The organism is Bradyrhizobium sp. 142, from assembly GCF_023074015.1.
In the GTDB taxonomy this organism is placed as follows: Bacteria; Pseudomonadota; Alphaproteobacteria; order Rhizobiales; family Xanthobacteraceae; genus Bradyrhizobium.
Map to the genome: position 1 here is coordinate 1 of NZ_JADPKQ010000301.1, position 24188 is coordinate 24188.

Below are 24188 nucleotides of genomic sequence, written 5' to 3' on the forward strand. Positions count from 1 at the left end.
CGCCGAGCATTCCCCCGAAAAGTTCGGGCCGCCGCAGCACACCATCGTGCAGCGCTTGTTGCGATCACTCAGACGCAACGGAGCCAAGGTGATCATCCCGCGTACAGTACCGGCCACTACTGGTGATCCCGGGACTGGGGCCGTCGCTGCGTGTGATGGGCACTCCGCGACGGCCCCAGTCCCTCCGATCCTGCGAGCAATGACGCAACCTCGGACCGGCCGACAGTCGGAGCTACATCCGTCAAGCGAAAGTAACATCCTCAGATGAGGCAATACGCCCCGTCAAATTTGCAAGCCGATTGACATCAATGCCCGCCCAACCAAATCCGGCGGCAGGGACGCCGCTGCGGATTCCTTATGGAAACAAAGAGATCGCTATGAAGCTGGGCGCCCGATATGGCTCAGGTGGATGGTATGCTCCGCCGGGTGTTGACCTTGCCGCGTTCGGCGAGCGCGGATGGTTATGACGAACAACCTCCATCGTTTCGCGCGGCGCGCGCCGCCGCAAAAATAATCTCGCTATCCGTCGAGGGAGAAGATGTCTGATGATTTTGCTATCCCAGTTGATGGATACCCCATTTGGTCGGGCGGGCCGGTACTAGGACAAGGCGAACCAATCGCGCTGCCTGCCCGAGCCGCAGACCGCCAGTCTGCGGCGCGCAAGCGCATGTCCCGCTCTTGTCACTTCCCAAGGAATCTCGTCGAGCTCGACGGCTACCTCCTCCGCGCTACGCAATTTATGCTTTCGGAGCGCTCCCAGAACCCGGCGTTCGAGCGCCGCGGCGTCATAGCTCGGCTCGACGTTGCCTTCCTCGAAGCGATCGCACCAGAGAACCTGGCTGCGCCAGACTATGAAATGACTTCCGCATCCTCCGTCGCGCCGGACCGAGGGGTACAGGGTCGCCTTTCCCGTGCGCATATCGAGCTTCCACGCCTTTCCGGCCCGTGGATCCAGATTGACGACCAGCGTTTCGCCGCAGCCGTCGGGACAGCACATCAGCACTGAGCGAAGCGCGCCTCGATGGACGACGACGGCGTCACCGGCCGACTTCAGCGTCTTCTCGCCTTCGTCGCGATATTCCGCGACTCCGAGCAGGTTCACTTTCCTTGCCACCATCGTCTTGAGCTTTCATCTGACAGTGCGCGCGCCAATCGGGCCGCGACGGCGTAGCCTTTCGTCCGCCTGAAGCGGTCGGCCGCAGGGCCGTCGTCCCATTGACACCGCCTCAAGAGCTGGGCGGCCACCGCGGCTGGGTACTCGGTGGAGCAGGATTGTATCGCGATTCCCATGCGTCTGAGTTGCCGAACCACGGTGGACATCCAGCAGAACTTGCTCGTCGGGTCGCAGGGTCCGGGTGGATGCAGAAACGCTTCGGGAGCGACGGTCGATCTCGGCGGCCCACACGGCATCTTCGTATTTCAATGGGTCGCACTCTGGCGGGAGCTGGAACGCGAACCAAGTCTCGAGGGCGGCGAGGTCCACCGTCAGCGGTGCGGACGGGACAACAGATGCGAGATCGATGATTATCGCGCGGTCGTTGCGCACGCGCACGTTTTCGCCGTGAAGATCGCCATGCGCCGGCGCGGTGCGATAGCGCTGTGTCAAGCCTCGCAACTGACCGAGGATGACCCCCGGCTCGGTCGTGATCCCGAGGCGGGACACCGCCTCGACGTGGCGCGAGTTGATCTTGTCGGGTTTGAGCAGGCCGGCTTCTAACATTGCCTCGGCGACGGAGCCTTCGACCGGGTCTTGGGCGTACGCCTGGTCACGCCAACCACCGAGGGTTTCTTCGATGAGGGAAGTCACCGCGCGGGCTGACAAATTTCGGCGCGCCAGATTCCACAGGGATTCCGACCGGTCGACGAAATTGCCGACGAGCAGGCTTCGTTCTGCTCCGACTATTTGATCGTGAATGTTCGGGCTAAGGCCGAATGGGATGAATCTCTTAGCGAAGTTAAGATAGTTCGAGTGTTCCTTCTCGATCTTGTCGCGCCTGTCCAGCTTCGCAAAATCAGGTTGCGGCCAGATTCCCGCGTTCGACGTGTGGACGGTCATGTGTACGGCGAACACCCTGGCCTGCGAGAGCCCTCCGGTGAGTTCCTCCAGGACGATGCGGCTGCAGTGGGCGAAAGCCCGCTGGAACAGTATCTCGTCGACGTCCCGCAAAGGCTCGCGCTTCCCGGCCACCTCGATCTGCAGGCCAGGGTGAGGCCTTTGTCCGGCGTCGTGTCGCGCGATCTTCTCCGCCAACGAATGCGGCGGCGGGTCGGTGCGAGCCGCCACGCCCGGCAGTTTCAGAACGGACTTCGATCCGGCCTGAACGCGTCCCATGGTTTCATCGTCGTCCGCGACGAGGTCGATTCGCAGGCCGCTGTCGACCAGCATTCTTGCGTGGGCGTTGGCAGCGCGCAGCACATCGTCCGGCAGGTCGGCTCCGAACCGGAAGACCGCTGCGCAGGCGTTGGCGGGCTCGACCGGTGCCGTGGTGGCGCAGCATCGGAGGCTCAGGTTTCGATGCCGGAATTCGCGTTCGGTCTCCGCCGCGGGAGGAGTGCCGAACCAAAGTACTTCGGGGCGCGTCTCAGCCATTGTCCGCGCTCGCCCGGACCGGGAGCGGCAACGACATTCCCTTGGCCAGCGATCCCTTTTTCGAGCACACGATGCAGTGCTCGACCACGTTTGCCTGCGTCGGCCGGACCGCTCCCCTGACCCCGTCGTAGAGCTGGAAACGAACCTGCCCCGGCATTGAGGTCACGGCGGCCATGAACATGGTCGCTGCCAGCGACGCCACGGTCGAGTTGATCGATATGACGGCGGGCTGCGGCTCGTGCGCGCCCACAAGGTAGGGATCCGACGCGCGCTGCTCCGGGCTCATCATCTCGCGTCGGATCTGGTTGGCGTCGAGCGCTCCTGTGCACGTCAGACATGGCAGCTCCGGAGCCAGCATCTGCACGCGACCGGTGATGTGGGTGACGACGCCGCCGCGCACCGTGATGCTCGTTCCCATGTCGATGGTCGGTACCAGATGCTGGTACGCGAGCTGGCAGACCACGGCCCTGCTCGCATGCGAGTCGGTGCAAAGAAAAAGGAAATCGAGGCCTGTCAGCTCCGCAGCGCTGCTCTGATCGACGACGTCGGCTCGCAGCCCGCGCACCCGGGCGCTTGGCGAGCAGGCGAGTATTTCCCTTTCCGCGACAGCTACTTTGGCTTTGCCCACATCAGCCGGACCGGCGCCGGCAAGTCGGTTGAGATTGCTGGTTTCGACACCGTCCGGATCAATCAGCACGTAGTCGCGGACGCCGAGTCGGGCCAATTGGCGAACCAACACCGATCCCGTGCCACCGAGGCCGACCACACCAACCTTCAGCGAGGAGATCGCGCGCTGGCCGTCGGTGCCGAAGGCGCGGACCTGGCGGTCGTACCGGGCTTGATCGGTCTCCGCGGGTCCGCCTTGCGACAGCCGGACCAAGCTCTCGCCGACCTCCCAGGCCGGCACCTCCTGGGTCGTGCCGATCCGGCGAGCGCGACAGCCGCCAGGCCCCAGCACCAGCGTCAGGTGGTCGCCGGCCGGAGCCCGCCGCCGCAGATAGTCGGCAAGCGCCACCTCGCCTTCATCGTCGACGTCGGAGAAGCGCGGATGCCCAAGGTCGAAGGGATGCGTGTGGATGAGTACGACGCTCCGTTCTCTCGCGCGCGCTCGATTGGCGACGTCCACTGCATCTCGTCCATAGCGGTCCCCTTCCAGATGTCGGCCGCGAAGCTGCAGATGGTCTGGCAGAGGCTTGCAAGCTGCACCGCCAGGCGTTTGGCCTCGCCGCGGCGGCGCGGGCCTAACGTGGCCCGAACGATACGGGGAGAACCTGCAAGACGGGATCCGGCCAAAATACCGTTTCCGAAGAATTGCGGGGAAAGCCGCAACTGAAAGCGCCAGCCGGCGGGGTCGCCGGTCAAATAACGCGGCGGCCGCGGCCCGGCGGGTTGCCGGTCGCGGCGTTTTTTCGCTGGTACATTTGCTGGTACAGACCCTGGTACAGTCACGCGCCTCGCCTCTGCTTGAGGCGTCGAACTGCCCGAAAGACGGGCCCTGGGGGCCCTTCGGACTGCTAATTGGGGTGCGGGCTAATTGGCGGAGAGGGAGGGATTCGAACCCCCGATAGCCCGACGTTCTTCCAAAGCTATTGCCCATGCGGCCCGCCCCAGCGGGCTGTTTGGTTTCAGCACCGGGTGGCTACACGCATTGATCAGTGATGCTTCCGCATGTATCAATGAGATATCCCTCATGGCGAAACATCGATCGGCCAACTCTGGGAAATCAAAGGGTTACGCTGGAATTGGTAGCGGGAGAGGGACTCGAACCCCCGACCCCAGGATTATGATTCCCGTGCTCTAACCAGCTGAGCTACCCCGCCACAGGGCTCGCGGGGGCGCAATGGCCGATCTCGCGAACGCGCGGCATATAAGGAAGGGGATCGGGGGCTGTCAATCCGCCTTCGCCACAGCTTCGGCGAGACAAGGCGGGCAAGGTCGAAAACGGCCCATTTCGGGCACCAGATTCGCGGAGAGTCCCCCTCGCCCAGATCGCATCTGCGATGCGAGCCTCTCCCCGCAGGCGGGAAGAGGCGAAGGAAGGGAGAGCCGGAACGGGCCTATTTCGGCCTCACATTCGGGTCGCCGCCGGGGCTGCCGGGGGGCGGGATCACGGGCATGGCGCCGTTCGTGCTGGGCGCCGGCGCGTGCATCTCGGGATCGACGCCGGAGGGCGGGCAGATCACGCCCTCGGATTTTGCCAGCTTGTCGCCGAGCGGTTCCCGCACCTGGCCGGTGGTGGTGCCGTCGGGGACGCTGCCGCGTAGCCGATCGGACGGCGTGCAGTCGGTTGCGTGTTGCGGGGATGGCGGCGCGGTCTGTTGCGGCGGCGTCGCCGGGGCGGGCGGGGCCTGCGCGATCGCTCCGCCGGAGGCGGCGATCAGCAGGCTCGCCAGGATGATGTTTGATGTCGTGCGCATGGAAAGGAAACGCGCGGGGGGTGCGGCCTGTTCCTGCCAAAGCGCGAAGTGATCGGGCTTTGGATCATTACGAATTTGGATTCGATGGCCGCCGCGAACTCCGCTTACCTCCCCGCTTGCGGGAGAGGTCGACACGCTCGCAAGAGCGTGGCGGGTGAGGACTTTATCCGCTCGCGAGATATCGCTGGTGGAGAGAACCCTCTCCCCTACGCTCTCCCGCAGGCGGGGAGAGGGAGTGCACCGGCGGCTTGGCTGCGCACTGGGCTCATCCGTCACGATTTGCGGTAGCGGATCAGCGAGAAGTGGCCCATCGGCGGCATCGGGCGACGCTCGGCGAGGGTGATGCCGCCGTGCCTTTCGGCCCAGTCGACCAGGCGCTGCCATGGGAATTCCGGGCGCCAGCCGAGGCGGCGGGCGACCGGTGCGAAGGCCAGCTCGAACAGCTTTCGCGCACCCGCTTCGGCGCCAATGTGGTTGACCAGGATCAGCTCGCCGCCGTGTTTAAGCACGCGCACGAACTCGTCGAGCGTGCCTTCGGGATCGGGCACGGCGGTGATGACGTATTGTGCGACCACCGCGTCGAACAAGTTTTCGGGAAACGCGAGGTTTTTCGCGTCCATCACCGAGAGCACCTCGACATTGGACAGCCGCAGCGCCCGCACCCGCGCCTGCGCCTTGCGCAGCATCGGCTCGGAGATGTCGACGCCGCAGATTCTTGTGGTGCGCGCATAGTCGGAGAGCGACAAGCCGGTGCCGACGCCGACGTCGAGGATGCGGCCGCCGATGCGATCGGCCTCTGCGATGGTCGACTGCCTGCCGGCGTCGAACACCTTGCCGAACACCAGATCATAGACCGGCGCCCAGCGGCCATAGGCCTTCTCGACCCCGGCCCGCGAGATGTCTGCTGCCATGCCCCCTGCCCCGAAAATTTTAGAGTGTGATGACGATTGGTGGAATCAAATGTCGCTGCGCACTCGCTGCACCTCTCCCGCTTGCGGGAGAGGTCGACACGCTCGCAAGAGCGTGGCGGGTGAGGGCTTTATCCTCTCGCGAGATATCGCTAGCGGAGAGAGTCCTCACCCCACCCCTCTCCCGCAGGCGGGAGAGGGGGCGCACCGTCGTTGCGGTGGCAGTAGTCGGGCTTGATCTCATCGGAATTAGCCGCGCACCGCTTCCGCCAGCGGCCGCGCAGCGCTGCTCGCGACCTTGGCCGCGGCGCTCTGGATGAAGCCGCCGCCGAGCACCCGGGCCTGGCCTGTCGGCGCGTCGTAGAACACGCAGGCTTGTCCGGGCGAGACGCCCTCTTCGCCGGCGACGAGCTCGACCTCGTAGTGACCGCCTGCGCCGCGCAGCCACGCCGGCTGCGGCGTGCGGGTGGAGCGCACGCGCACGAACATCTCGAGACCGCCTCCGATGGCGCGGTCGATGTCGTCGTCGCCGATCCAGTTGACGTCGCGCAGCACGATGCGGTGCATCTTCAAGGCATCGCGCGGGCCGACGACGACGCGGCGGTTTGCGACATCCAGCCGCACCACGAACAGCGGCGCGCTGGAGGCGATGCCGAGGCCGCGGCGCTGGCCGACGGTGAAATTGGCGATGCCGCTGTGGCGGCCGAGCACGCGGCCGTCGAGATCGACGATGTCGCCGGGATCCATCGCGTTCGGCCGCAGGCGAGTGATGATGTCGGTGTAGCGCCCGGTCGGCACGAAGCAGATGTCCTGGCTGTCGTGCTTGTCGGCGACGGACAGGCCAAAGCGGCGGGCGAGCTCCCGGGTCTCGGGCTTGGTCATGTCGCCGAGCGGAAAGCGCAGATAGTCGAGCTGGTCGCGCGTGGTGGCGAACAGGAAGTAGCTCTGGTCGCGATCGGCGTCGGCCGCGCAGACCAGCCCGCGCGAGCCATCGGCGAGACGGCGCGAGGCGACGTAATGGCCGGTGGCGAGCGCGGTGGCCCCTAACTCGCGCGCGGTCTTCAGCAGGTCGCGAAACTTGACCGAGCGGTTGCACTCGATGCACGGCACTGGCGTCTCGCCGAGCGCGTAGCTCTCGGCGAAATTGTCGATGACGGACTCGCGAAAGCGATCCTCGTAGTCAAGCACGTAATGGGGAATGCCGAGCTTGGCGGCAACCTCGCGGGCGTCGTGGATGTCCTGGCCGGCGCAGCAGGCGCCCTTGCGATGGGTCGCCGCGCCATGGTCGTAGAGTTGCAGCGTGATGCCGACGACGTCATAGCCCTCCGCCTTGAGCAGTGCAGCCGTCGTCGAGGAATCGACGCCGCCCGACATGGCGACGACGACCCTGGTGTCCTGCGGACGGCCTTCGAGATCGAGACTGTTGAGCATGGGCTTAAAGTGTTGACGGCGGCGTTGGGCGATCCGCGATTTCTGTGCCTTTGACCGGGGAATCATTGGCCCCGCGGAACTTTGGTTCCCGCAGGGCTGGCTGGCCCGGTCGAAAAGCGGCTGAGAGCACTCCTTTAATATAGGCGGCATCCCGGTGAAGCAATCGCAGGGGTCATCAGCTTAGGGCAATTCTTGCCGGGGAGGCAGAAATAGCGGGGTCGCCGGGCACATTGGGACGTCGGGGCCAATTCATCAAGTCATTGATATAATAAGATAAAATACCTCTTCGCGGGGCTGGCCCACTCCTTGCTACCTCTGGGTCCGAAGATGTTCTCGAGGGGTTCGCCTGTGGTTGGTGTGACGTCAGATGTAGCTGCCAGAGCGCAAGTCTCCAGCGCGCAGCAGAAGACTGCCCGGTCGCAGAGCCCGAAAGACACCAGCGACTCCTTCGGTTCGCTGGTCGACAGCAATGCACAGGCGATCAGCAACAGCGCGCCGTCGCAGCCGCAGGACGCCGCGCCGCGCCGCCCCGATTCCGCGTCGTCCGCCTCCGACAAGAGCCCGCGCGAGACTTCGGCGAACGACGCCGCTTCGCAGAGCAGGGCGAGCGACGACAGCGACACGCCAGTGGCGGCCGATAGCGACACCGCGACCGATCGGGCCAAGGCGCCGAGCAAGACCACGGACAAGTCCGAGGCGTCCGGCACCAAATCGGCGGACACATCCGACGACACCAAGGCTGACAAGACCGACGGCGCCCACAGCCTGGCCGCCGCCGTGGATGCCACAGCCGCCGCACAGACCGACGCGGCGCAGGCGGCCGTGCCGGATCCGAACGCGATCGTGATCGCCGCGCCCGTGATGCCGGCCGATCCGAAGGCCGCCGCGAACCAGGCCGCCAACACCGCCGCCTCGCCGCTGACGATCGCGGCTGCCGGCATCGCCGCCAGCGCCTCGACCGCGGCGCAGATCGCAGGCACCAAGACCGATACTGCCACGGCGAGCGACAAGAGCGCGAAAGCGGCCGGCGCCAAGGTCGACGCCGACACCACGGCGACGCTGGCGGAGACCGCGACCGGCACAAGCGAGGCAACCGCGACCGACGCCAAGACCAATGGCGGGCTGATTGCCGCCGTCGATCAGGGCACACCGAAAACCTCGTTCAAGGCTGTCGCCACCGCGCAGGCCGACGTCGCCAATATCGGCCAGGATGCCGGCAAGACCGACGCCGCCACAGCGCAAAATCCGGCAACCGCGCCGAACGCCGGTGCGCATCCGCAAGCCGCCAAGCCTCAAGCCGACACCAGCGCGAGCGATGCAAAGGCCGCCTCCGGGGCCGCCGATGCGACGCCGGCTGCGCCGGCAACGCATGCCCATGCAGGCACGCAGGCCACGGTCACCACAACAGACACCAGCGCGCAGGCCGCCTCCGCCGTGCAGGCGCCGCTGACCAATACGACTTCGGCTGCGACCGCGTCCACCGCGACCCTCACCGCGACCGCGGCGACCAACACCGCCGTGCCGATCAACGGCGTCCCGATCGAAATCATCGCCGCCGCACGCGCCGGCAAGACCCGCTTCGACATCAGCCTCGATCCGGCCGAGCTCGGCCGCATCGACGTGCGCATCAATGTCGACCGCAACGGCCAGGTCACCTCGCATCTCACCGTCGAGAAGCCGGAAACGCTGTCGATGCTGAAGCAGGACGCGCCGCAATTGCAGCGCGCGCTCGACGATGCCGGCCTCAAGACCGGCAGCAACGGGCTTTCGTTCAGCCTGCGCGACCAGAATTCGTCGGGCCAGAACTCCGGTCAGGGCAACGACAACAACGGCAATGCCCGCCGGCTGATCATCAGCGACGAAGACGCAGCCCCCGCGGCGCCGGTGGGGCGCAGCTACGGCCGCATGCTCGGGTCGAGCAGCGGCGTCGACATCAGGGTTTGAGGAGTATCCGCCATGACCACCACGAATAGCGCCACCGCACCCGCGGTCGTCTCCGGAACGACCGACCTGCCGAAATCCTCCTCGTCGAATTCCCTGAGCTCGAACACGGGAGCGACGCTGGCCGGCAACTTCCAGACCTTCCTGACGCTGCTGACGACGCAGCTGCAGAACCAGAACCCGCTCGATCCGCTCGACACCAACCAGTTCACCCAGCAGCTGGTGCAGTTCGCCGGTGTCGAGCAGCAGCTCAAGACCAACGATTCGCTGTCCCAGCTCGTCAGCCTGCAACAGACCACGCAGGCAACCCAGGCGCTCGGCTTCGTCGGCAAGACCGCCGTGGTCGACGGCTCGACCGCGACGATGAAGAGCTCGTCCGCAACCTGGCACCTCAACGTGCCCAGCAGCTCGACGGTCGACATCTCGGTGACCAACAGCACCGGCCAGACCGTGTTCACCGGCAAATACACCGCCGCCGCCGGCAGCGACATTCCCTTCACCTGGAACGGCCAGGGCAATGACGGCACGCAATGGCCCGACGGCAAGTACACGATCTCGGCCACGGGCAAGGACCTCTCGGGCAACAATGTCGGCATCGCCGCGCAGGTCCAGGGCACGGTGTCGTCCGTCGACCTGACCCAGTCGCCGCCGCTTCTGACCATCGACGGCCAGACCTACACGGTCAGTCAGGTGAAGAGCATCGTCAGCACCAGCAGCAACTGAGGCTGCGGCCTCGCCTGACACGCTCTTTTCGTTAGTAAAGTATTTACGAAGACGCCCTCGACGGCCCGGAGGCACCCCTCCCGCCGGTCGAGACGGCTGCGTTCCCGCAAGTTTCAACGAGAATTGTATTGAAGCCTTAGGCTTAGCGGATTTTTAAGCCGCCACGCGTAGGGTTATGGCGTGAGTTCAGTGGTTGAGAGTTTGTGAGTACGCCATGACAGAACCCCATCGCCCGAGGGTAAAATACGTCATCGGGCCGGACGGTAGTCCGTTGACGATCGCGGATCTGCCTGCACCCGGCACCAAACGCTGGGTCATCCGCCGCAAGGCCGAGGTCGTCGCCGCCGTTCGTGGCGGACTCCTGTCCCTCGAGGAGGCCTGCAGTCGTTACACCCTGACGGTCGACGAATTCCTCTCCTGGCAGTTTTCCATCGACCAGCATGGTCTTGCGGGGCTTCGCACCACCCGCATTCAGCAATATCGCCAGTAAGCGATCCGGAAATCTGCGGCTTTTGACGAAAATTGGCCTCGCCATGCGAGGCCGATTTTTTTCATGCCGCTTACTTTTGTCCGAGCTCTTAATCTTCGTTAACCATATCGAAACCATCACCTAGGCAATAATTGCCCAGTCGGCCTTTCCAGCGAAAGCAGCCGAATCTTCTGGGGCGGTTGCTTGCAAGGTCTTGCGGACTTTTTGAAGGGTATCGGCGCCGCCCGGTTTGGGGCGATGATCGCGGTCACCGCCGCGCTCGTCGGCTTTTTCGCGTTCGTGATCATGCGCGTCACGACGCCGCAGATGACGACCCTGTTCACCGACCTCAGCGTCGAGGACTCCTCGGGCATCATCAAGGACCTGGAGCGCCAGGGCATCCAGTTCGAGCTGCGCAACGAGGGCACCATCATCATGGTGCCCAAGGACAAGGTCACCCGGCTGCGCATGAAGCTCGCCGAGGGCGGCCTGCCCAAGGGCGGCGGGGTCGGCTACGAGGTGTTCGACAAGTCGGACGCGCTCGGCACCACCAGCTTCGTCCAGAACATCAATCATCTGCGTGCACTGGAAGGCGAGCTTGCCCGCACCATCCGCGCCATCGACCGCATCCAGGCCGCCCGCGTCCATCTCGTGCTGCCCGAGCGCCCGCTGTTCTCGCGCGAGGCGCTGGAGCCGTCGGCCTCGATCGTGGTCCGGGTCCGCGGCGCGCTGGAAGCGACGCAGATCCGCGCCATCCGCCACCTCGTCGCCTCCGCGGTCAATGGCTTGAAGCCGCAGCGAGTCTCGATCGTGGACGAGGCCGGCCAGCTGCTCGCCGACGGCGCACAGACCGATCCCGAGCAGGCGATGGGCGACGAGCGCCGCACCGCCTTCGAGAAGCGGATGCGCAAACAGGTCGAGGACATCGTCTCCTCCGTGGTCGGCTCCGGCCGCGCCCGCGTCCAGCTCTCGGCCGATTTCGACTTCAACAAGATCACCCAGACCTCGGACAAGTTCGATCCCGAGGGCCGCGTGCTGCGCTCGAGCCAGACCCGCGAAGAGCAGAGCATGACCGCCGACAACAACGGCCAGGTCACCGTCAACAACGAGCTGCCGGGCAACCAGCAGAACAGCGGCGCCACCGCGAAAGACCAGAGCAAGAAATCCGAAGAGACCAACAATTACGAGATCTCCCGCACCACCAAGACCGAAGTGACCGAGGCCGGCCGGGTCAACCGCATCTCGGTCGCCGTCCTGGTCGACGGCATCTACTCCAAGAACGACAAGGGCGAGCTGGCCTATCAGGACCGCACCAAGGAGCAGCTCGACCGCATCGCGACACTGGTACGCTCGGCGATCGGCTTCGACCAGAAGCGCGGCGACCAGGTCGAGGTCGTCAATCTGCGCTTTGCCGACGCGCCCTCCACGGCTCCGATCGCCGAGCCGAGTGGCTTCCTCGGCATGCTGCAGTTCACCAAGGACGACGTCATGTACTTCGTCGAGCTCGGCGTCATGATGCTGCTCGGCCTGGTCGTGCTGTTCCTGGTGATCCGGCCGCTGGTCAAGCGCATCCTCGCCTCCGACGAGGTCGCCGCCGCGATCTCCGGCATTCTCACCGGCCCGGCCGCCTCGGAAGAGGCCCCGTCGCAGGCGCTGCTGCCGAGCGGCGCTGCGAGCGCGATCGACGTCGCCACCGTCCAGGGCCAGGTCCACGCCCAGTCCGTTCATCGCGTCGGCGAACTCGCCGAGCGCAACCCCAACGAAACCGTCGCCATCATCCGCCAATGGCTGACCGAACCCGCGAAATGATTCGAGACGAGATCTGATATGGCCGCCGCTTTGCAAAACGCCAACTCGAACGACATCACCAGCGTGATCTCCACGCTCGGTCAGCGCGCCAACACCCGGGCCAAGGACGGCAAGGCCGCCGAGCAATTGACCGGTCCGCGGCGCGCCGCGATTCTGATGCTGGCACTCGGCGAGCAGTATGGCGGCAAGATCTGGGGGCTGCTCGACGACGACGAGGTGCGCCAGCTCTCGCTGGAGATGTCGACGCTGGGCACGGTCGAAGTCGACACGGTCGAGGACATGCTGCTGGAATTCGTCTCGCGCATGTCGGCCTCGGGCGCGCTGATGGGCAATTTCGACGCCACCGAGCGGCTGCTCCAGCAGTACCTGCCGCCTGAGCGCGTCAACGGCATCATGGACGAAATCCGCGGCCCTGCCGGCCGCAACATGTGGGAAAAGCTCTCCAACGTGCAGGAAGAGGTCCTTGCCAACTACCTCAAGAACGAATACCCGCAGACCATCGCTGTGGTGCTGTCGAAGCTGAAGTCGGAGCACGCCGCGCGCGTGCTCGGCATCCTGCCCGAGGAGCTCGCGCTCGACGTCATCAACCGCATGCTGAAGATGGAGGCGGTGCAGAAGGAGGTGATCGAGAGCGTGGAAAAGACGCTGCGCACCGAATTCATGTCCAACCTGTCCCAGACCCGCCGCCGCGACGCCCACGAGGTGATGGCGGAAATCTTCAACAATTTCGACCGCCAGACCGAAACCCGCTTCATCACCTCGCTGGAAGAAGACAACCGCGAATCCGCCGAGCGCATCAAGGCGCTGATGTTCACCTTCGACGACCTCGTCAAGCTGGATTCCGGCTCGGCCCAGACCCTGATGCGCAACGTCGACAAGGACAAGCTCGGCGTCGCGCTCAAGAGCGCCAACGAGGACGTCCGCAACTTCTTCTTCGGCAACATGTCCTCGCGCGCGGCCAAGATGCTGCAGGACGACATGGCGGCGATGGGCCCGGTGCGCCTGCGCGACGTCGACGAGGCCCAGGCGCTGCTGGTCAACCTCGCCAAGGACCTCGCCGCGAAGGGCGAGATCATGTTGACCAAGAACCGCGCCGACGACGAGCTGGTGTACTGATGGGCGCTCCGGCAAAATTCCTGTTCGATACCGACTTCGCAGCGCCGGACCGGACGCGCGAGAAGGCAGCGACCGCGGTCGAGATCGCCCAGAAGGTCGCGGAAGCCGAGGCGCGCGCCTACCAGGACGGCTTCGCCGCCGGCCAGCGTGAGGCCAAGGCCGAGAGCGACCGCCGCGTCGCGCTCGCGATCGAGGAGATCAACATCGCGATCCGCGGCATCGCATCTGGCATCGGCAATATCGAGAGCAAGATGGAGACCGAAGCGGTGGACGTCGCGGTCGCGGTGGCGCGCAAGCTGTGCGCCGAACTGGTCGCCGCCGAGCCGCTCGGCGAGATCGTAGCATTGGTCAAGGACTGCTTCTCGCATCTAGTCGCGACGCCGCACCTGGTCGTCCGCATCAACGATGCGCTGTACGAGGCCGCGCGCGAGAAGATCGAGCGGCTGGCCAAGCAGAGCGGCTTCGAAGGCCGGCTGGTGATCCTGGCCGAACCCGACATTGCGACCGGCGATTGCCGGATCGAGTGGGCCGATGGCGGCGTCGTGCTGGAGCGCGGCGCCATCGCGGCCAAGGTCGATGAACTCGTCGGACGCTACACCGCGTCCCGCAGGGGGAATTAAGCCATGAGCGACACTGACGGACAGGTCCCGCTGCCCGACCTCAACGGCCCGATGCCGCCGGCCGGCACCGACATCGGCTACACCGAGGACGAATACGCCTCGCGCGTCGCCGCCGACCTCGAAGCCGTCTTCGACGTGCCGGTGCAGGTCTCCGCGGTGCTCGGCCGCTCCAAGATGGATGTCGGCGAGCTGCTCAAGCTCGGGCCCGGCACCGTGCTCGAGCTCGACCGGCGCGTCGGCGAGGCCATCGACATCTACGTCAACAACAAGCTGGTCGCGCGCGGCGAAGTCGTGCTGGTCGAGGACAAGCTCGGCGTGACCATGACGGAAATCATCAGAACCGAACGCGGTTAACAGGGAATAGCGCGCGGCAGCGCGACCAGACGGACAGGAGACTGACATGCGGCTTCTCATCGTTGGCACATTGAAGGGCCAGCTCACCACCGCCACCAAGATCGCGATGGAGAACGGCGCCACCGTGACCCACGCCGAGAATCACGACCAGGCGATGCGCGTGCTGCGCGGCGGCAAGGGCGCCGACCTGCTGCTGGTCGACGTCGCCCTCGACATCCGCGATCTCGTGATGCGGCTGGAAGCCGAGCACATCCACGCCCCGATCGTGGCCTGCGGCATCACCAACGACGCCCGCGCCGCGGTCGCCGCGATCCATGCCGGCGCCAAGGAATACATCCCGCTGCCGCCGGATCCGGAGCTGATCGCCGCGGTGCTTGCCGCGGTCGCCAACGATTCGCGCGAGCTGGTCTACCGCGACGAGGCGATGGCGAAGGTCATCAAGCTGGCGCAGCAGATCGCCGGCTCCGATGCCTCGGTGATGATCACCGGCGAATCCGGCACCGGCAAGGAAGTGCTGGCCCGCTACGTCCATATGCGCTCGGCGCGCGCCAAGCGGCCCTTCATCTCGATCAACTGCGCCGCGATCCCCGAGCACCTCTTGGAGTCCGAGCTGTTCGGCCACGAGAAGGGCGCCTTCACCGGCGCGATCGCCCGCCGCATCGGCAAGTTTGAGGAAGCGACCGGCGGCACGCTGCTGCTGGACGAAATCTCGGAGATGGACGTCCGCCTGCAATCGAAGCTGCTGCGCGCGATCCAGGAGCGCGTGATCGACCGCGTCGGCGGCACCAGGCCTGTAGCCGTCGACATCCGCATCATCGCGACCTCGAACCGCAACCTGGTGGACGCCGTGCGCGAGGGCACGTTCCGCGAGGACCTGCTGTTCCGCCTCAACGTCGTCAACCTGAAGATCCCGCCGCTGCGCGAGCGTCCCGCCGATATTCTCGAGCTCGCCCAGCACTTCGTGAAGAAATATGCCGACGCCAACGGCGTGCCGCTGCGCCCCATTTCGGCCGAGGCGCGCCGGGTGCTGTCCGCCAATCGCTGGCAGGGCAACGTTCGCGAGCTCGAAAACACCATGCACCGTTCGGTGCTGATGGCGCAGGGCGACGAGATCGGGCCCGACGCGATTCTCACCCCGGACGGCGACCGCCTCGACCTCGCAAAAACCCCGCCCGCGGTCGCGCATGCCACGTTCGCCGCCGAGCAGGTGACGCGCGCGCTGGTCGGCCGCACGGTCGCCGACGTCGAACGCGACCTGATCCTGGAGACGCTGAAGCACTGCCTCGGCAACCGGACCCATGCCGCCAACATCCTCGGCATCTCGATCCGCACCCTGCGCAACAAGCTCAACGAATATTCCGACGGCGGCATCCCGATCACGCCCGCCGGCACGCCCGGCGAATATCCGCGCATGCCGATGGTGGGGGCATAGGGGCCAGACAGGCGGGGAAAGACGACAATGCCCGGGGTCAAAGCCGGGCATTTTGTCGTGAGGCGCAGATTGTCTCCACGCTCCCGGCGCTTCGGTGACCGCCCAAACTAAAAGCGCGAAAACAACCCCATGCACAGTAGCCAAGCCCTGGCGCCGCCTACAGGTTTTACGGATTTTACGAAGCCGCTTTGACTCGTCGGGCAAACCGGGGCATGATGGCATGATCGGGGATGCGTGGCGCGGTCGGCTCTTCGGCTCTGCCGGCGGCCGCCTTGCTGCTGGCAAAGCTGTTGGACCTGTCGTCAACGGCGGGTGGTGGTAATCGTGGCGGGGCCCAAATAGTTCGGCGGCGAACCGCGCCACTAGGCCAACCAATCGCGAGGTTATACGCAGTTCGCGAAATGAGTATAACGCGCTCCTTGGCGCCGCTTCCCGCCGAAATCCGCTAATCGTTGCCAGTCCTTCGTCCGAACAGGCGCAGGTCATGGGGATAGCGCGCGGCGTGCGACACGCGGATGCGCCCCGCGTCCCTCACGCGAGAATGCCGTGATCAATCTGAGTCAGCATCTCCTCGACGACCCGCGCGCCCGCCTCCGTCGCGAGGTAAGCCAGCGGCGTTTCCCCGCGAAGCAGCCTCTTGGGCTTGCGCAGCCTGCGGTGCGCCTTCGCAGGCCCGCCGAACACGTTTCCGGCGATACGGTTGACCCGCGCTAGCCGCACGGCTTTATCGCTCTCTTCGACCGTCAACGGCTCGTCCTCCGCCTCGACACTGGCTCGCAGTACTTCCTAGGGACGAGCGGCGGCACTAGTTGTTAACGAAAATTGTTGGAACTACAAATTGTAGGTTGCTTCCGCCCGTTCCTGTTATGTTCCAGAATCGCCTTCGGAACCGTGATGAAATTCCATGCTCCAGCTTCCGAGAGGTGGGCATTGTCAGCGCCTCTGGAAACCGCGTTCGGGCGTGGTAGCTAGCCAAGCCTATTGCTACCGATGCCGTGGAGAACGGCGTAGAATTGCTAAGGATGCTTTCGCCCTCAGATCGCTCACGTCAGAGGATCTGAAGGGGCCCTATCTACAGTTGAAGCGCAAAGTGCGCTGACTACTGTCCGATTTTGGCGAAGATCTGAGCGAGCGATCGGTCTGCAGTGTCGTAATTGACGCCAGTTGCCGAACCCCAACCTCGCTTGATGCCTTTGCCAACCGGTTCGCTCCAAGCGGACCAATCAAAACGGCCCGCAGCCGTTGCTTCCCACTCGACGAAGTAATTTCGGTTCTTGTGCAAGCACGTCCACTTTACGTCCTGCGACGATACTTGGCACTCCCAACGAGGCGTGGTGTGTAGCCTTGAATATGCGGCGAGAGCTTGGTTCGCGTTTTGGAAACGCGCTGTCGTATCGTTGTGCATCATGGTCCTGAGCACAGTGCGCCAGGCTTTCGGTACATGCGGTAGAAAAGGCAGATGCGAAGCGAAGCCGCCTTTGCCGACAACATGCCGCGGACTTGGCAATCTTGAATACCATTCTGCACCATGAATGATCCGATAAAGCGTCATGCCTAGAGCCCATATGTCCGTCTTAACGCTCGTACCGGCACCTTGATGCACTTCGAAGGCGAGATGATCACTATAACCCTGCAAGGACGCGTAGCCGACCACGATGTTATCTGTCACGAGACCGAAATCGCCGAGTTGGGCCGCGCCGTGCTTATTAAGAAGAATATTAGCTGGCTTGATGTCTCGGTGAATCATATTCCGCGCGTGCAGTGCGGCGAGTCCCATCGTCACGTGATTCGCATATTTTCGTACTTCGGCAAGTGGTAGCGGCCCTGACTCGAACTTTTTCTGTAGGCAACCGCCGGGACAATAGTCCATGACAAGATGAATCGCATCGCTCGTTTGGCTTTCGAGTAAGCCATGCACCTTCAAGACGTTCGGATGTTCCGCGCGGCTTAGTCTCTGCCCTTCGGCGAGCAGTCCTTTCTTGCGAATTTGCCATTCATCATCGGTTTCAGTGGCCAATTTGGTGAAGATCTTTACTGCCACTTGGCCGTGGACGTCATCAGTTCCTGAATGAACCTCGCCAAAATGACCGTTGCCGATCTTAGGCCCGACTTGAAGATTCGAAACTAGCGTCACTGGTCTTTCCTCGCAGCAAGTAAGACCATCGCAGCTTCGCGACTATGCCCCGGTGGCGACCAACTCCCCTTCGCAACGCGCGGTCGCGATGGGGCCAATAACCGACATTAACCGGTGGGGCATCCCGAAAGCCGCAAAGAGTTGCACACGCGCGGCACGAAAAGGGGATATCTGCGCCTGAGATATTCCGCCTGCGACCATGCTCTGGCGGACCAAAGCGCCCGCGCCAATTCGGTACTGCAGATGGCGCGGAACTGCGCAAAGCCAAAGGAGTATTAAGGCGCAGCTAGTTCCGCCATGAGTGCCTTAGCGGTACGGAGGTCAGGTGTTTCGTATCCTTCCGTGAACCACCCGTAAATAGAGCCAACGAGACCTCGCGCCTCGACTACCCTACCCTGGTCGCGCCAAAGCCGAGCCAGACTCATGGCTGCGCGCAACTCGAATGACTTGGCGCTCTGGCCCTGTGCAACGTGGAGCGCGGTTTGCAAATACGCCTCGACCTCATCCGGTGAAGCACCACGAATGCGCTGCAATTCGCCACCGAGGCATGCAAGTTCCGCCTCCCACATGTGCTCTTCATTGCGTGCAGCGAGGTCCTTTGCTTCCGCGAGGGCAACGAGGCCCTTGTCGCCGTCACCCAGTTGCAGGTACGTCGCCGCCAGCATGCACAAGTACCGAACCTCGTACCAACTGGCTCCGAGCCGGTTCCGCTCGTTCAGACTCCGGCGCATGAGCGTCAAACCACTCTCCACGTTGCCTTCCCGTGCCATTGCCCAGCCCCGCAGGATGAGTCCGCTCAACCGCCAGTAGTTCAAGCTGTGTTGATCAGCGAGGTCGATGATGGCGTCCGCGTGCGCATGCGCAGCCGCCACATCACCCATCAGCTCCGCAGGCGCGGCCCCGCCATAGACCTCCACGTGGGCGGTAAGGTTCGTCTGGTTCAACTCCACAGCGTACTCAAACGCCGTGCGGCTCGCTCTCTGCGCCTGCTCGGGGTAGCCAAGGATCCAAAGCACAATCGCCAAGTAGGGTAACGCAGAAGCCTTCGGGTCATGGACATAGTGCACAGGCGGCGGCCGATGCACCTTCGGCTCATAGCGACTCAGGATCGTCTCGAACTCGGAGCGGGCCTTAAGAAAGTCGCCGGCGTGCATGGCCGTGAGAGCCGCCAAACGATGCGCCGCCAATTCCAGTGCCACATCCCCGGTGCGCTCGGCGGCGCTACGCGCCTCGGCCGCCAGGCTCTGCATGGCGCCGTAGTCGCCTCTGACAAAATGGAAAATGAACTTGCCGCTGAGCGTGGCGAACAAGGCATCCGTGTCGTCAAGTTCTTTGCAGAGCGTGTGAGCCCTGTCGAACGCAGTGCCGAGCTGCGGAGCCGTGTATCCGTGAATGGCGATCAGCGGACCCCCGATTGCCGTCTGCAGCGCGAGTTCCTGGCGATCCCGCTCCGGCCCCTCTCGACAGGACTTGAGCGCCTCTAGCCCGCTTGTAAGATGAGTGATCGCTTCGAGATTGGCGGAACGCCCCGCGGCGTTCCGGCCGGCCCGCAGCCAATAGCCGACGGCCCTCTCCGCCAGCCCAGCCTCGGTGAGATGCGAAGCAATCGTCTCCAGCTCTGCCTCCGCACGGGCCGGATAAAGCTCTTCGAGAGCAGCGGCGATACGAGCATGGATCTGCTGCCGCTTGCTCCTCAAGAGGCTCTCGTGCGCGATGTCCTGTACCAGCGCATGTTTGAAGCTGTAGCCAATAGCCGGTGGAATTCCATGCCGGAATATGAGCTCCGCCTCCAGTAGTTCATTGAGAGCAAGCTGGAGGGCATCCTCATCGAGCAGAGCTACCGCTTTCAGAACGTCGCGTCCGAACTCTCGCCCGATGCAGGCTGCGATCTGGGCGACTTCCTTCACCGGTGCCAACCGGTCCAGACGAGCCATCAGCGAGTCCTTGAGCGTTGTCGGGATCGCCAGCGGCGGTAACGGACCTATCAGTTCATAGCAGTTGCCCCTCTCCCTAAGGAGCCCGGATTCGAGGACGGTCTTAGTCAGTTCCTCGACGAACAACGGCACGCCATCCGTCTTGGCCAAAATCTGCTCAAGCACCTCCTGTGGAAGCGATCTGCCGCCGGTTATCCGGTCGACCACGGCAGCGCCTTGCCTGCGTCCCAGCCGGCTCAAGAAGAGTGTTGTCACGTGTCCATGTCCCGTCCAGCGCGGAACGAATTCCGGTCGAAAGGTAATAATCATGAGGACCGGGAGCCGCTGCGCCTCGTCAACAGCCCGGTCGAGGAGTTCGAGCATGGTGGGGTCGGCCCAGTGGACATCCTCGTAAATGGCAAGCAGAGGCTGTCTTGCTGCCAGGCCTCGTACCTGCTCCAAAAGAGCCTGAAACGTTCGCTCCTTCTTCTGGTGTGGACTGAGCTTCAGTGGCGGGTATCGCTCGCCTGTCGGGATTGCCAACAGGTCCGCGAGAACGGGTGCGCTCTCATGCGCGTCGTCTGTTGCAAGAGCGAGCATCGCCTCGAGCTTATCGAGCTGCTCTTCGGGAAGATCCTCCCGCCGAATTCCCGCTGCTCGTTCAAGGAGCCCAATGACAGGGTATAAGGTGCTGTTGGTATGGAATGGCGAGCAGAAATGGCTCAGGGGTGTGTGCGGAACGCTCGCGAGCTGGTCGCGCAGGGCCCGCAGGAGGCGGGATTTGCCGATGCCTGGTTCGCCGCCAAGCAGGACGATCTGTCCCTCTCGCTCTTTCGCCCGCTCCCAGCGATCCAAGAGAAGTGCGAGTTCCTGGTCGCGCCCGACCAGCGCAGTCGTCGACACCCCGTGCTGTGCGTCGAACCGACTCTCCGCCGGGCTCTCACCGATCACCAGCCAGGCTTGCACTGGGCTAGGAAAACCCTTTAGAGGCACTGTGCCGAGGTCATGGTACATGAAGGCTTCGCCTATTAGGTGGCGTGTGGACTCGGCGATCACAACGCTGCCTGGCTCGGCGAGCCCTTGCAATCGCGCTGCCAGGTTCGGGGTCTCGCCGATGACCGCACGCTCGCGGGCCTCGCCTTCTCCAATCAGTTCGCCGACGACCACCAGGCCGGTTGCGATGCCGACGCGAGCGGCAAGCGCTGCACCAGCGGGCCCGGCAAGGGCCGCGACCGCCTTAGTCACCCGCATGCCTGCGCGAACGGCACGCTCCGCCTCGTCTTCATGAGCCCGTGGCCAGCCGAAGTACGCGAGCACGCCGTCGCCCAGGAACTTGGCTATGTGGCCTTCGAACCGGGTGATCTCGCCTGCCACGGTGTTGTGGTAGGCCTGCATGAGGTCACGCATCTCCTCAGGGTCGCGCCCCGAGGCGAGCGCGGTCGAGCCGACCAGATCGACAAACATGACGGTGAGTTGCCGACGGTCAGCATCCGACGGGAGTGCTGCCTTCCGCTCTGTAGCCGACCCGCGAGCCTCAACAGGAACGGGAGCATGCGATGAACCGTGTGCGTAAATCGCTTTCAGCACCGTCTTACGTGGGCCGAGTGGCAAGCCAAGTTCCCGCAGGTCGGCCTCGGTCAGCTCTGACAGGATCTCCGGCGTGACTTCGGCATCCCGGAAGGCCTGTGTGTAGCGCTCCAGCCCAAGGCCACGAAGCCATTCCGCGATATCCACGCGAAGTCTCCTCGCGAGGCGGCATATACCGGCCAGCTCAGTTGAAGGTATGCAACCTCAGCTTCAGCGAACCATCCGCCTGACGCTCGAACACGTGGGTGGCGATGCCAGAGAAGTTCGCAGGCTTACCATCCTTGTCCTTGCCTTTGGCGCTCCAGTTTGCCGTGCCATAGACGACCTTGTCATCGCCACCCGCGTCGATCAGCTCAAGCTTGTGATCCGTTACGCCGTTGGCGTAGAACCCGGCGAAAAACTTCTCAATCGCCGCGGGACCCGACGCCACCTCGTGGGTTGGCGGTAGCACCTTCGCATTCGGCACATATAAGGCGACGACGGCCTTCGCGTCGCCCTTGTTGTACGTCGCATCAAATGCTGCGTAAGCCGCCGAGACATCGTGCTGGGGGTCACCGGCGAGGGACCTTACCGGCGCGACTGTGAGCAAACAAAGAGCAAATGCCGTTGCATGAATCGAGCGCATGAAACCCTCCCTTTTAGATTTGCTTTTGTGAAGATGCGAAGCCTTTTGTCGCGCGGCTTCGGCGAAGAGCACCAGCAGCTCTTGAAGTGATACGTTTGCTGGAAACGACGCCGTTGCTGCTCCATGCCGCGCCTCTTATCGTTAGAGGAGGGCGGGAGCGCAACCGACGTTCTCATCACAGATAGAAGCCACATACCGGGCTGTGATGGAAAACAATAGCACGGTGGGGAAGTCGTTCCCATTCATTTGATATGATGCACTGCGGTATTCCAACTTCGGCCCATCTCGTCTCCTTGCTGATGCAACGTGAGCTCGACGGCATAAATTCCGACGAAGTCCGCTATGCTGCCGAAGCGGAAGCAAGTTCACTGGGTAATGTGTTTCGGCATGGAATAAGGACCCCGTTTTCGGGGTGATCGGCATCCAATCGGGACCCCGGGATAAGGGTCCACAGTGGCTTCCATCGAGTCATGGAAGCCGAGGTTGGGATGCTGGTGGTGGAGACGATTGGTAAGATCCGTCGCGCCTACTTTGTTGATGGTCGTCCGATCAAGGCGATCTGCCGAGAACTTGGCGTATCGCGGAAGGTGGTTCGCAAGGTCATTCGTTCTCAAGCGACGGAGTTCCGGTACGAGCGCGAGACGCAGCCGCTCCCGAAGATGGGTGCCTGGAGTGGCGAGCTTGATCGGTTGCTGGCAGGGAATGAGAGCAAGGCGGCGCGGGAACGGCTGACGCTGATCCGGCTGTTCGAGGAGCTTCGCGGCCTGGGTTATGCCGGCGGCTATGATGCGGTTCGTCGATACGCACGACGGTGGAGCAAGGAACGCGGCACCTCGACAGCGTCGGCTTATGTGCCGCTGAGCTTTGCACCAGGCGAAGCCTACCAGTTCGACTGGAGCCACGAGGTCGTCCTGCTGAGCGGCACCACGGTGATGGTGAAGGCTGCTCATGTCCGGCTCTGTCACAGCCGCATGCTGTTCGTGCGGGCCTATCCGCGGGAGACGCAGGAGATGGTGTTCGACGCCCACGACCGGGCATTCGCCCTGTTCAAAGGCACCTGCACCCGCGGCATCTACGACAACATGAAGACCGCGGTGGAGACGATCTTTGTCGGTAAAGGCCGTCTCTACAATCGTCGCTTCCTGCAGATGTGCAGCCACTATCTGGTCGATCCGGTCGCCTGTACGCCAGCGTCGGGCTGGGAGAAGGGGCAGGTCGAGAACCAGGTCGGGCTGGTCCGGGAACGCTTCTTCACGCCGCGGCTGCGGTTCAAAAACCTCGACGAGTTAAACGCCTGGCTGCTCGACAAATGCATCGCCTACGCCAAGGCTCATCGCCATCCGGAGCTGACCGATCAGACGATCTGGGACGTGTTCGAAGCCGAACGCCCCAAACTCGTTCCCTATGCCGGCCGCTTCGACGGCTTCCATGCGGTGACGGCATCGGTCTCGAAGACCTGCCTGGTGCGCTTCGACAACAACAAGTACTCGGTCGCAGCCAGCGCAGTCGGACGACCGGTCGAGGTTCAAGCCTATGCCGATCGCATCGTGATCCGTCAGGATGGACGTATCGTTGCCGAGCACCCGCGATCCTTTGGCCGCGGCGATACCGTCTACGACCCCTGGCATTATGTGCCGGTGCTCGCCCGCAAACCCGGCGCCTTGCGCAACGGTGCTCCCTTCAAAGACTGGGTGCTGCCGGCCGCGATCGAGCGGATCCGGCGCAAGCTGGCCCAGCACCGACGATGGCAATCGGCAGATGGTCGACATCCTCAACGCGGTGCTGACTGACGGTCTGTCCGCGGTGGAAGCGGCCTGTGCCGAAGCGCTCAGTCACAGTGTCCATTCCGCCGATGTCGTTCTCAATATCCTGGCCCGTCAACGTGAACCTGCCCCACCGGCCAACATCATGACGCCGGCCGCACTGACGCTCCGTCATGCACCGATCGCCGATTGTGCCCGCTACGACAACCTCCGGAGGACCATCTGATGGAACGAACCCAAATCTTCGACCTCATGGGTGTAGCGCGACAATCTGGATGGGAAGCCAGCGACAATCAGGATGGCCATTTTGGCGGTCGCGGCGGGAGGATGATTGTCGCGGCCCGACGATAACGCAA

Annotated in this window: 18 protein-coding genes, 1 tRNA gene and 1 pseudogene; 9 read left to right on the top strand and 11 right to left on the bottom strand. The window is 63.8% G+C overall.

Going from position 1 to position 24188, the window contains the following annotated elements; translation table 11 throughout:
• Positions 1 to 598: 598 nt before the first annotated feature.
• The 7 genes from IVA82_RS27000 to mnmA form a co-directional block, all read right to left on the bottom strand.
• Entirely contained in the window at positions 599 to 1102 is a 504-nt protein-coding gene (locus tag IVA82_RS27000; RefSeq protein WP_247380686.1) for a DUF6527 family protein, read from the bottom strand.
• Positions 1103 to 1129: 27 nt separating this feature from the next.
• Positions 1130 to 2590, bottom strand: a complete 1461-nt coding sequence (locus IVA82_RS27005) for a hypothetical protein (RefSeq protein WP_247380688.1) — start codon at positions 2588 to 2590, stop codon at positions 1130 to 1132.
• Positions 2583 to 3716 (bottom strand): ThiF family adenylyltransferase, encoded by a 1134-nt coding sequence (locus IVA82_RS27010; protein WP_247493639.1) that lies wholly within the window; start codon positions 3714 to 3716, stop codon positions 2583 to 2585. The genes IVA82_RS27005 and IVA82_RS27010 overlap by 8 nt, the downstream gene beginning before the upstream one ends.
• Before the next feature lie 617 nt (positions 3717 to 4333).
• Positions 4334 to 4410: transfer RNA gene (locus IVA82_RS27015), tRNA-Met, on the bottom strand.
• Positions 4411 to 4647: 237 nt separating this feature from the next.
• On the bottom strand, positions 4648 to 5007 hold the full coding sequence (locus tag IVA82_RS27020; protein WP_247493640.1) for a hypothetical protein: 360 nt from the start codon (positions 5005 to 5007) through the stop codon (positions 4648 to 4650).
• A gap of 272 nt (positions 5008 to 5279) precedes the next feature.
• Entirely contained in the window at positions 5280 to 5918 is a 639-nt protein-coding gene (locus tag IVA82_RS27025; protein WP_247384849.1) for a class I SAM-dependent methyltransferase, read from the bottom strand.
• A gap of 246 nt (positions 5919 to 6164) precedes the next feature.
• On the bottom strand, positions 6165 to 7346 hold the full coding sequence (gene mnmA, locus IVA82_RS27030) for a tRNA 2-thiouridine(34) synthase MnmA (protein WP_247384851.1): 1182 nt from the start codon (positions 7344 to 7346) through the stop codon (positions 6165 to 6167).
• 348 nt (positions 7347 to 7694) lie between these two features.
• Here mnmA and IVA82_RS27035 point away from each other — a divergent pair, with 348 nt between their 5' ends.
• The 8 genes from IVA82_RS27035 (at position 7695) to IVA82_RS27070 (ending at position 15810) form a co-directional block, all read left to right on the top strand.
• Entirely contained in the window at positions 7695 to 9290 is a 1596-nt protein-coding gene (locus IVA82_RS27035) for a flagellar hook-length control protein FliK (protein ID WP_247384863.1), read from the top strand.
• 12 nt (positions 9291 to 9302) lie between these two features.
• Entirely contained in the window at positions 9303 to 10010 is a 708-nt protein-coding gene (locus IVA82_RS27040; protein WP_247384853.1) for a flagellar hook capping FlgD N-terminal domain-containing protein, read from the top strand.
• 214 nt (positions 10011 to 10224) lie between these two features.
• On the top strand, positions 10225 to 10500 hold the full coding sequence (locus IVA82_RS27045) for a DUF1153 domain-containing protein (protein WP_002714638.1): 276 nt from the start codon (positions 10225 to 10227) through the stop codon (positions 10498 to 10500).
• 183 nt (positions 10501 to 10683) lie between these two features.
• Positions 10684 to 12288 carry a flagellar basal-body MS-ring/collar protein FliF gene (gene fliF / locus IVA82_RS27050; RefSeq protein WP_247384854.1) on the top strand — a complete coding sequence of 535 codons (1605 nt, stop codon included), beginning with the start codon at positions 10684 to 10686 and terminating at the stop codon, positions 12286 to 12288.
• Between the two features lie 18 nt (positions 12289 to 12306).
• A complete protein-coding gene (fliG, locus tag IVA82_RS27055) occupies positions 12307 to 13404 on the top strand; it encodes a flagellar motor switch protein FliG (RefSeq protein WP_148742506.1) in 1098 nt (365 codons plus the stop codon).
• Positions 13404 to 14024, top strand: a complete 621-nt coding sequence (locus tag IVA82_RS27060; protein WP_247384856.1) for a FliH/SctL family protein — start codon at positions 13404 to 13406, stop codon at positions 14022 to 14024. The genes fliG and IVA82_RS27060 overlap by 1 nt, the downstream gene beginning before the upstream one ends.
• Before the next feature lie 3 nt (positions 14025 to 14027).
• Positions 14028 to 14378, top strand: a complete 351-nt coding sequence (fliN, locus tag IVA82_RS27065) for a flagellar motor switch protein FliN (RefSeq protein ID WP_247384857.1) — start codon at positions 14028 to 14030, stop codon at positions 14376 to 14378.
• A gap of 46 nt (positions 14379 to 14424) precedes the next feature.
• Positions 14425 to 15810, top strand: coding sequence for a sigma-54 dependent transcriptional regulator (locus IVA82_RS27070; RefSeq protein WP_247384858.1), 1386 nt, complete (start codon positions 14425 to 14427; stop codon positions 15808 to 15810).
• A 531-nt stretch (positions 15811 to 16341) separates the two neighbouring features.
• On the opposite strand, the gene IVA82_RS27075 is transcribed toward IVA82_RS27070, so the two are convergent.
• From IVA82_RS27075 to IVA82_RS27090, 4 genes are all read right to left on the bottom strand, one after another.
• The gene (locus tag IVA82_RS27075) at positions 16342 to 16557 is read right to left on the bottom strand and encodes an MbcA/ParS/Xre antitoxin family protein (RefSeq protein WP_247384859.1); all 216 of its coding nucleotides are present in this window, start codon (positions 16555 to 16557) and stop codon (positions 16342 to 16344) included.
• A 352-nt stretch (positions 16558 to 16909) separates the two neighbouring features.
• Positions 16910 to 17944, bottom strand: coding sequence for a serine/threonine-protein kinase (locus IVA82_RS27080; protein ID WP_247384860.1), 1035 nt, complete (start codon positions 17942 to 17944; stop codon positions 16910 to 16912).
• A 275-nt stretch (positions 17945 to 18219) separates the two neighbouring features.
• The gene (locus IVA82_RS27085; RefSeq protein WP_247384861.1) at positions 18220 to 21591 is read right to left on the bottom strand and encodes an adenylate/guanylate cyclase domain-containing protein; all 3372 of its coding nucleotides are present in this window, start codon (positions 21589 to 21591) and stop codon (positions 18220 to 18222) included.
• 37 nt (positions 21592 to 21628) lie between these two features.
• Complete coding sequence (locus IVA82_RS27090; RefSeq protein ID WP_247384862.1) at positions 21629 to 22069, bottom strand: nuclear transport factor 2 family protein; 441 nt, start codon at positions 22067 to 22069, stop codon at positions 21629 to 21631.
• A gap of 488 nt (positions 22070 to 22557) precedes the next feature.
• Between IVA82_RS27090 and istA the strand changes: the two are divergent.
• Positions 22558 to 24058 (top strand): annotated as a pseudogene (istA, locus tag IVA82_RS27095) (IS21 family transposase).
• Positions 24059 to 24188 lie beyond the last annotated feature (130 nt).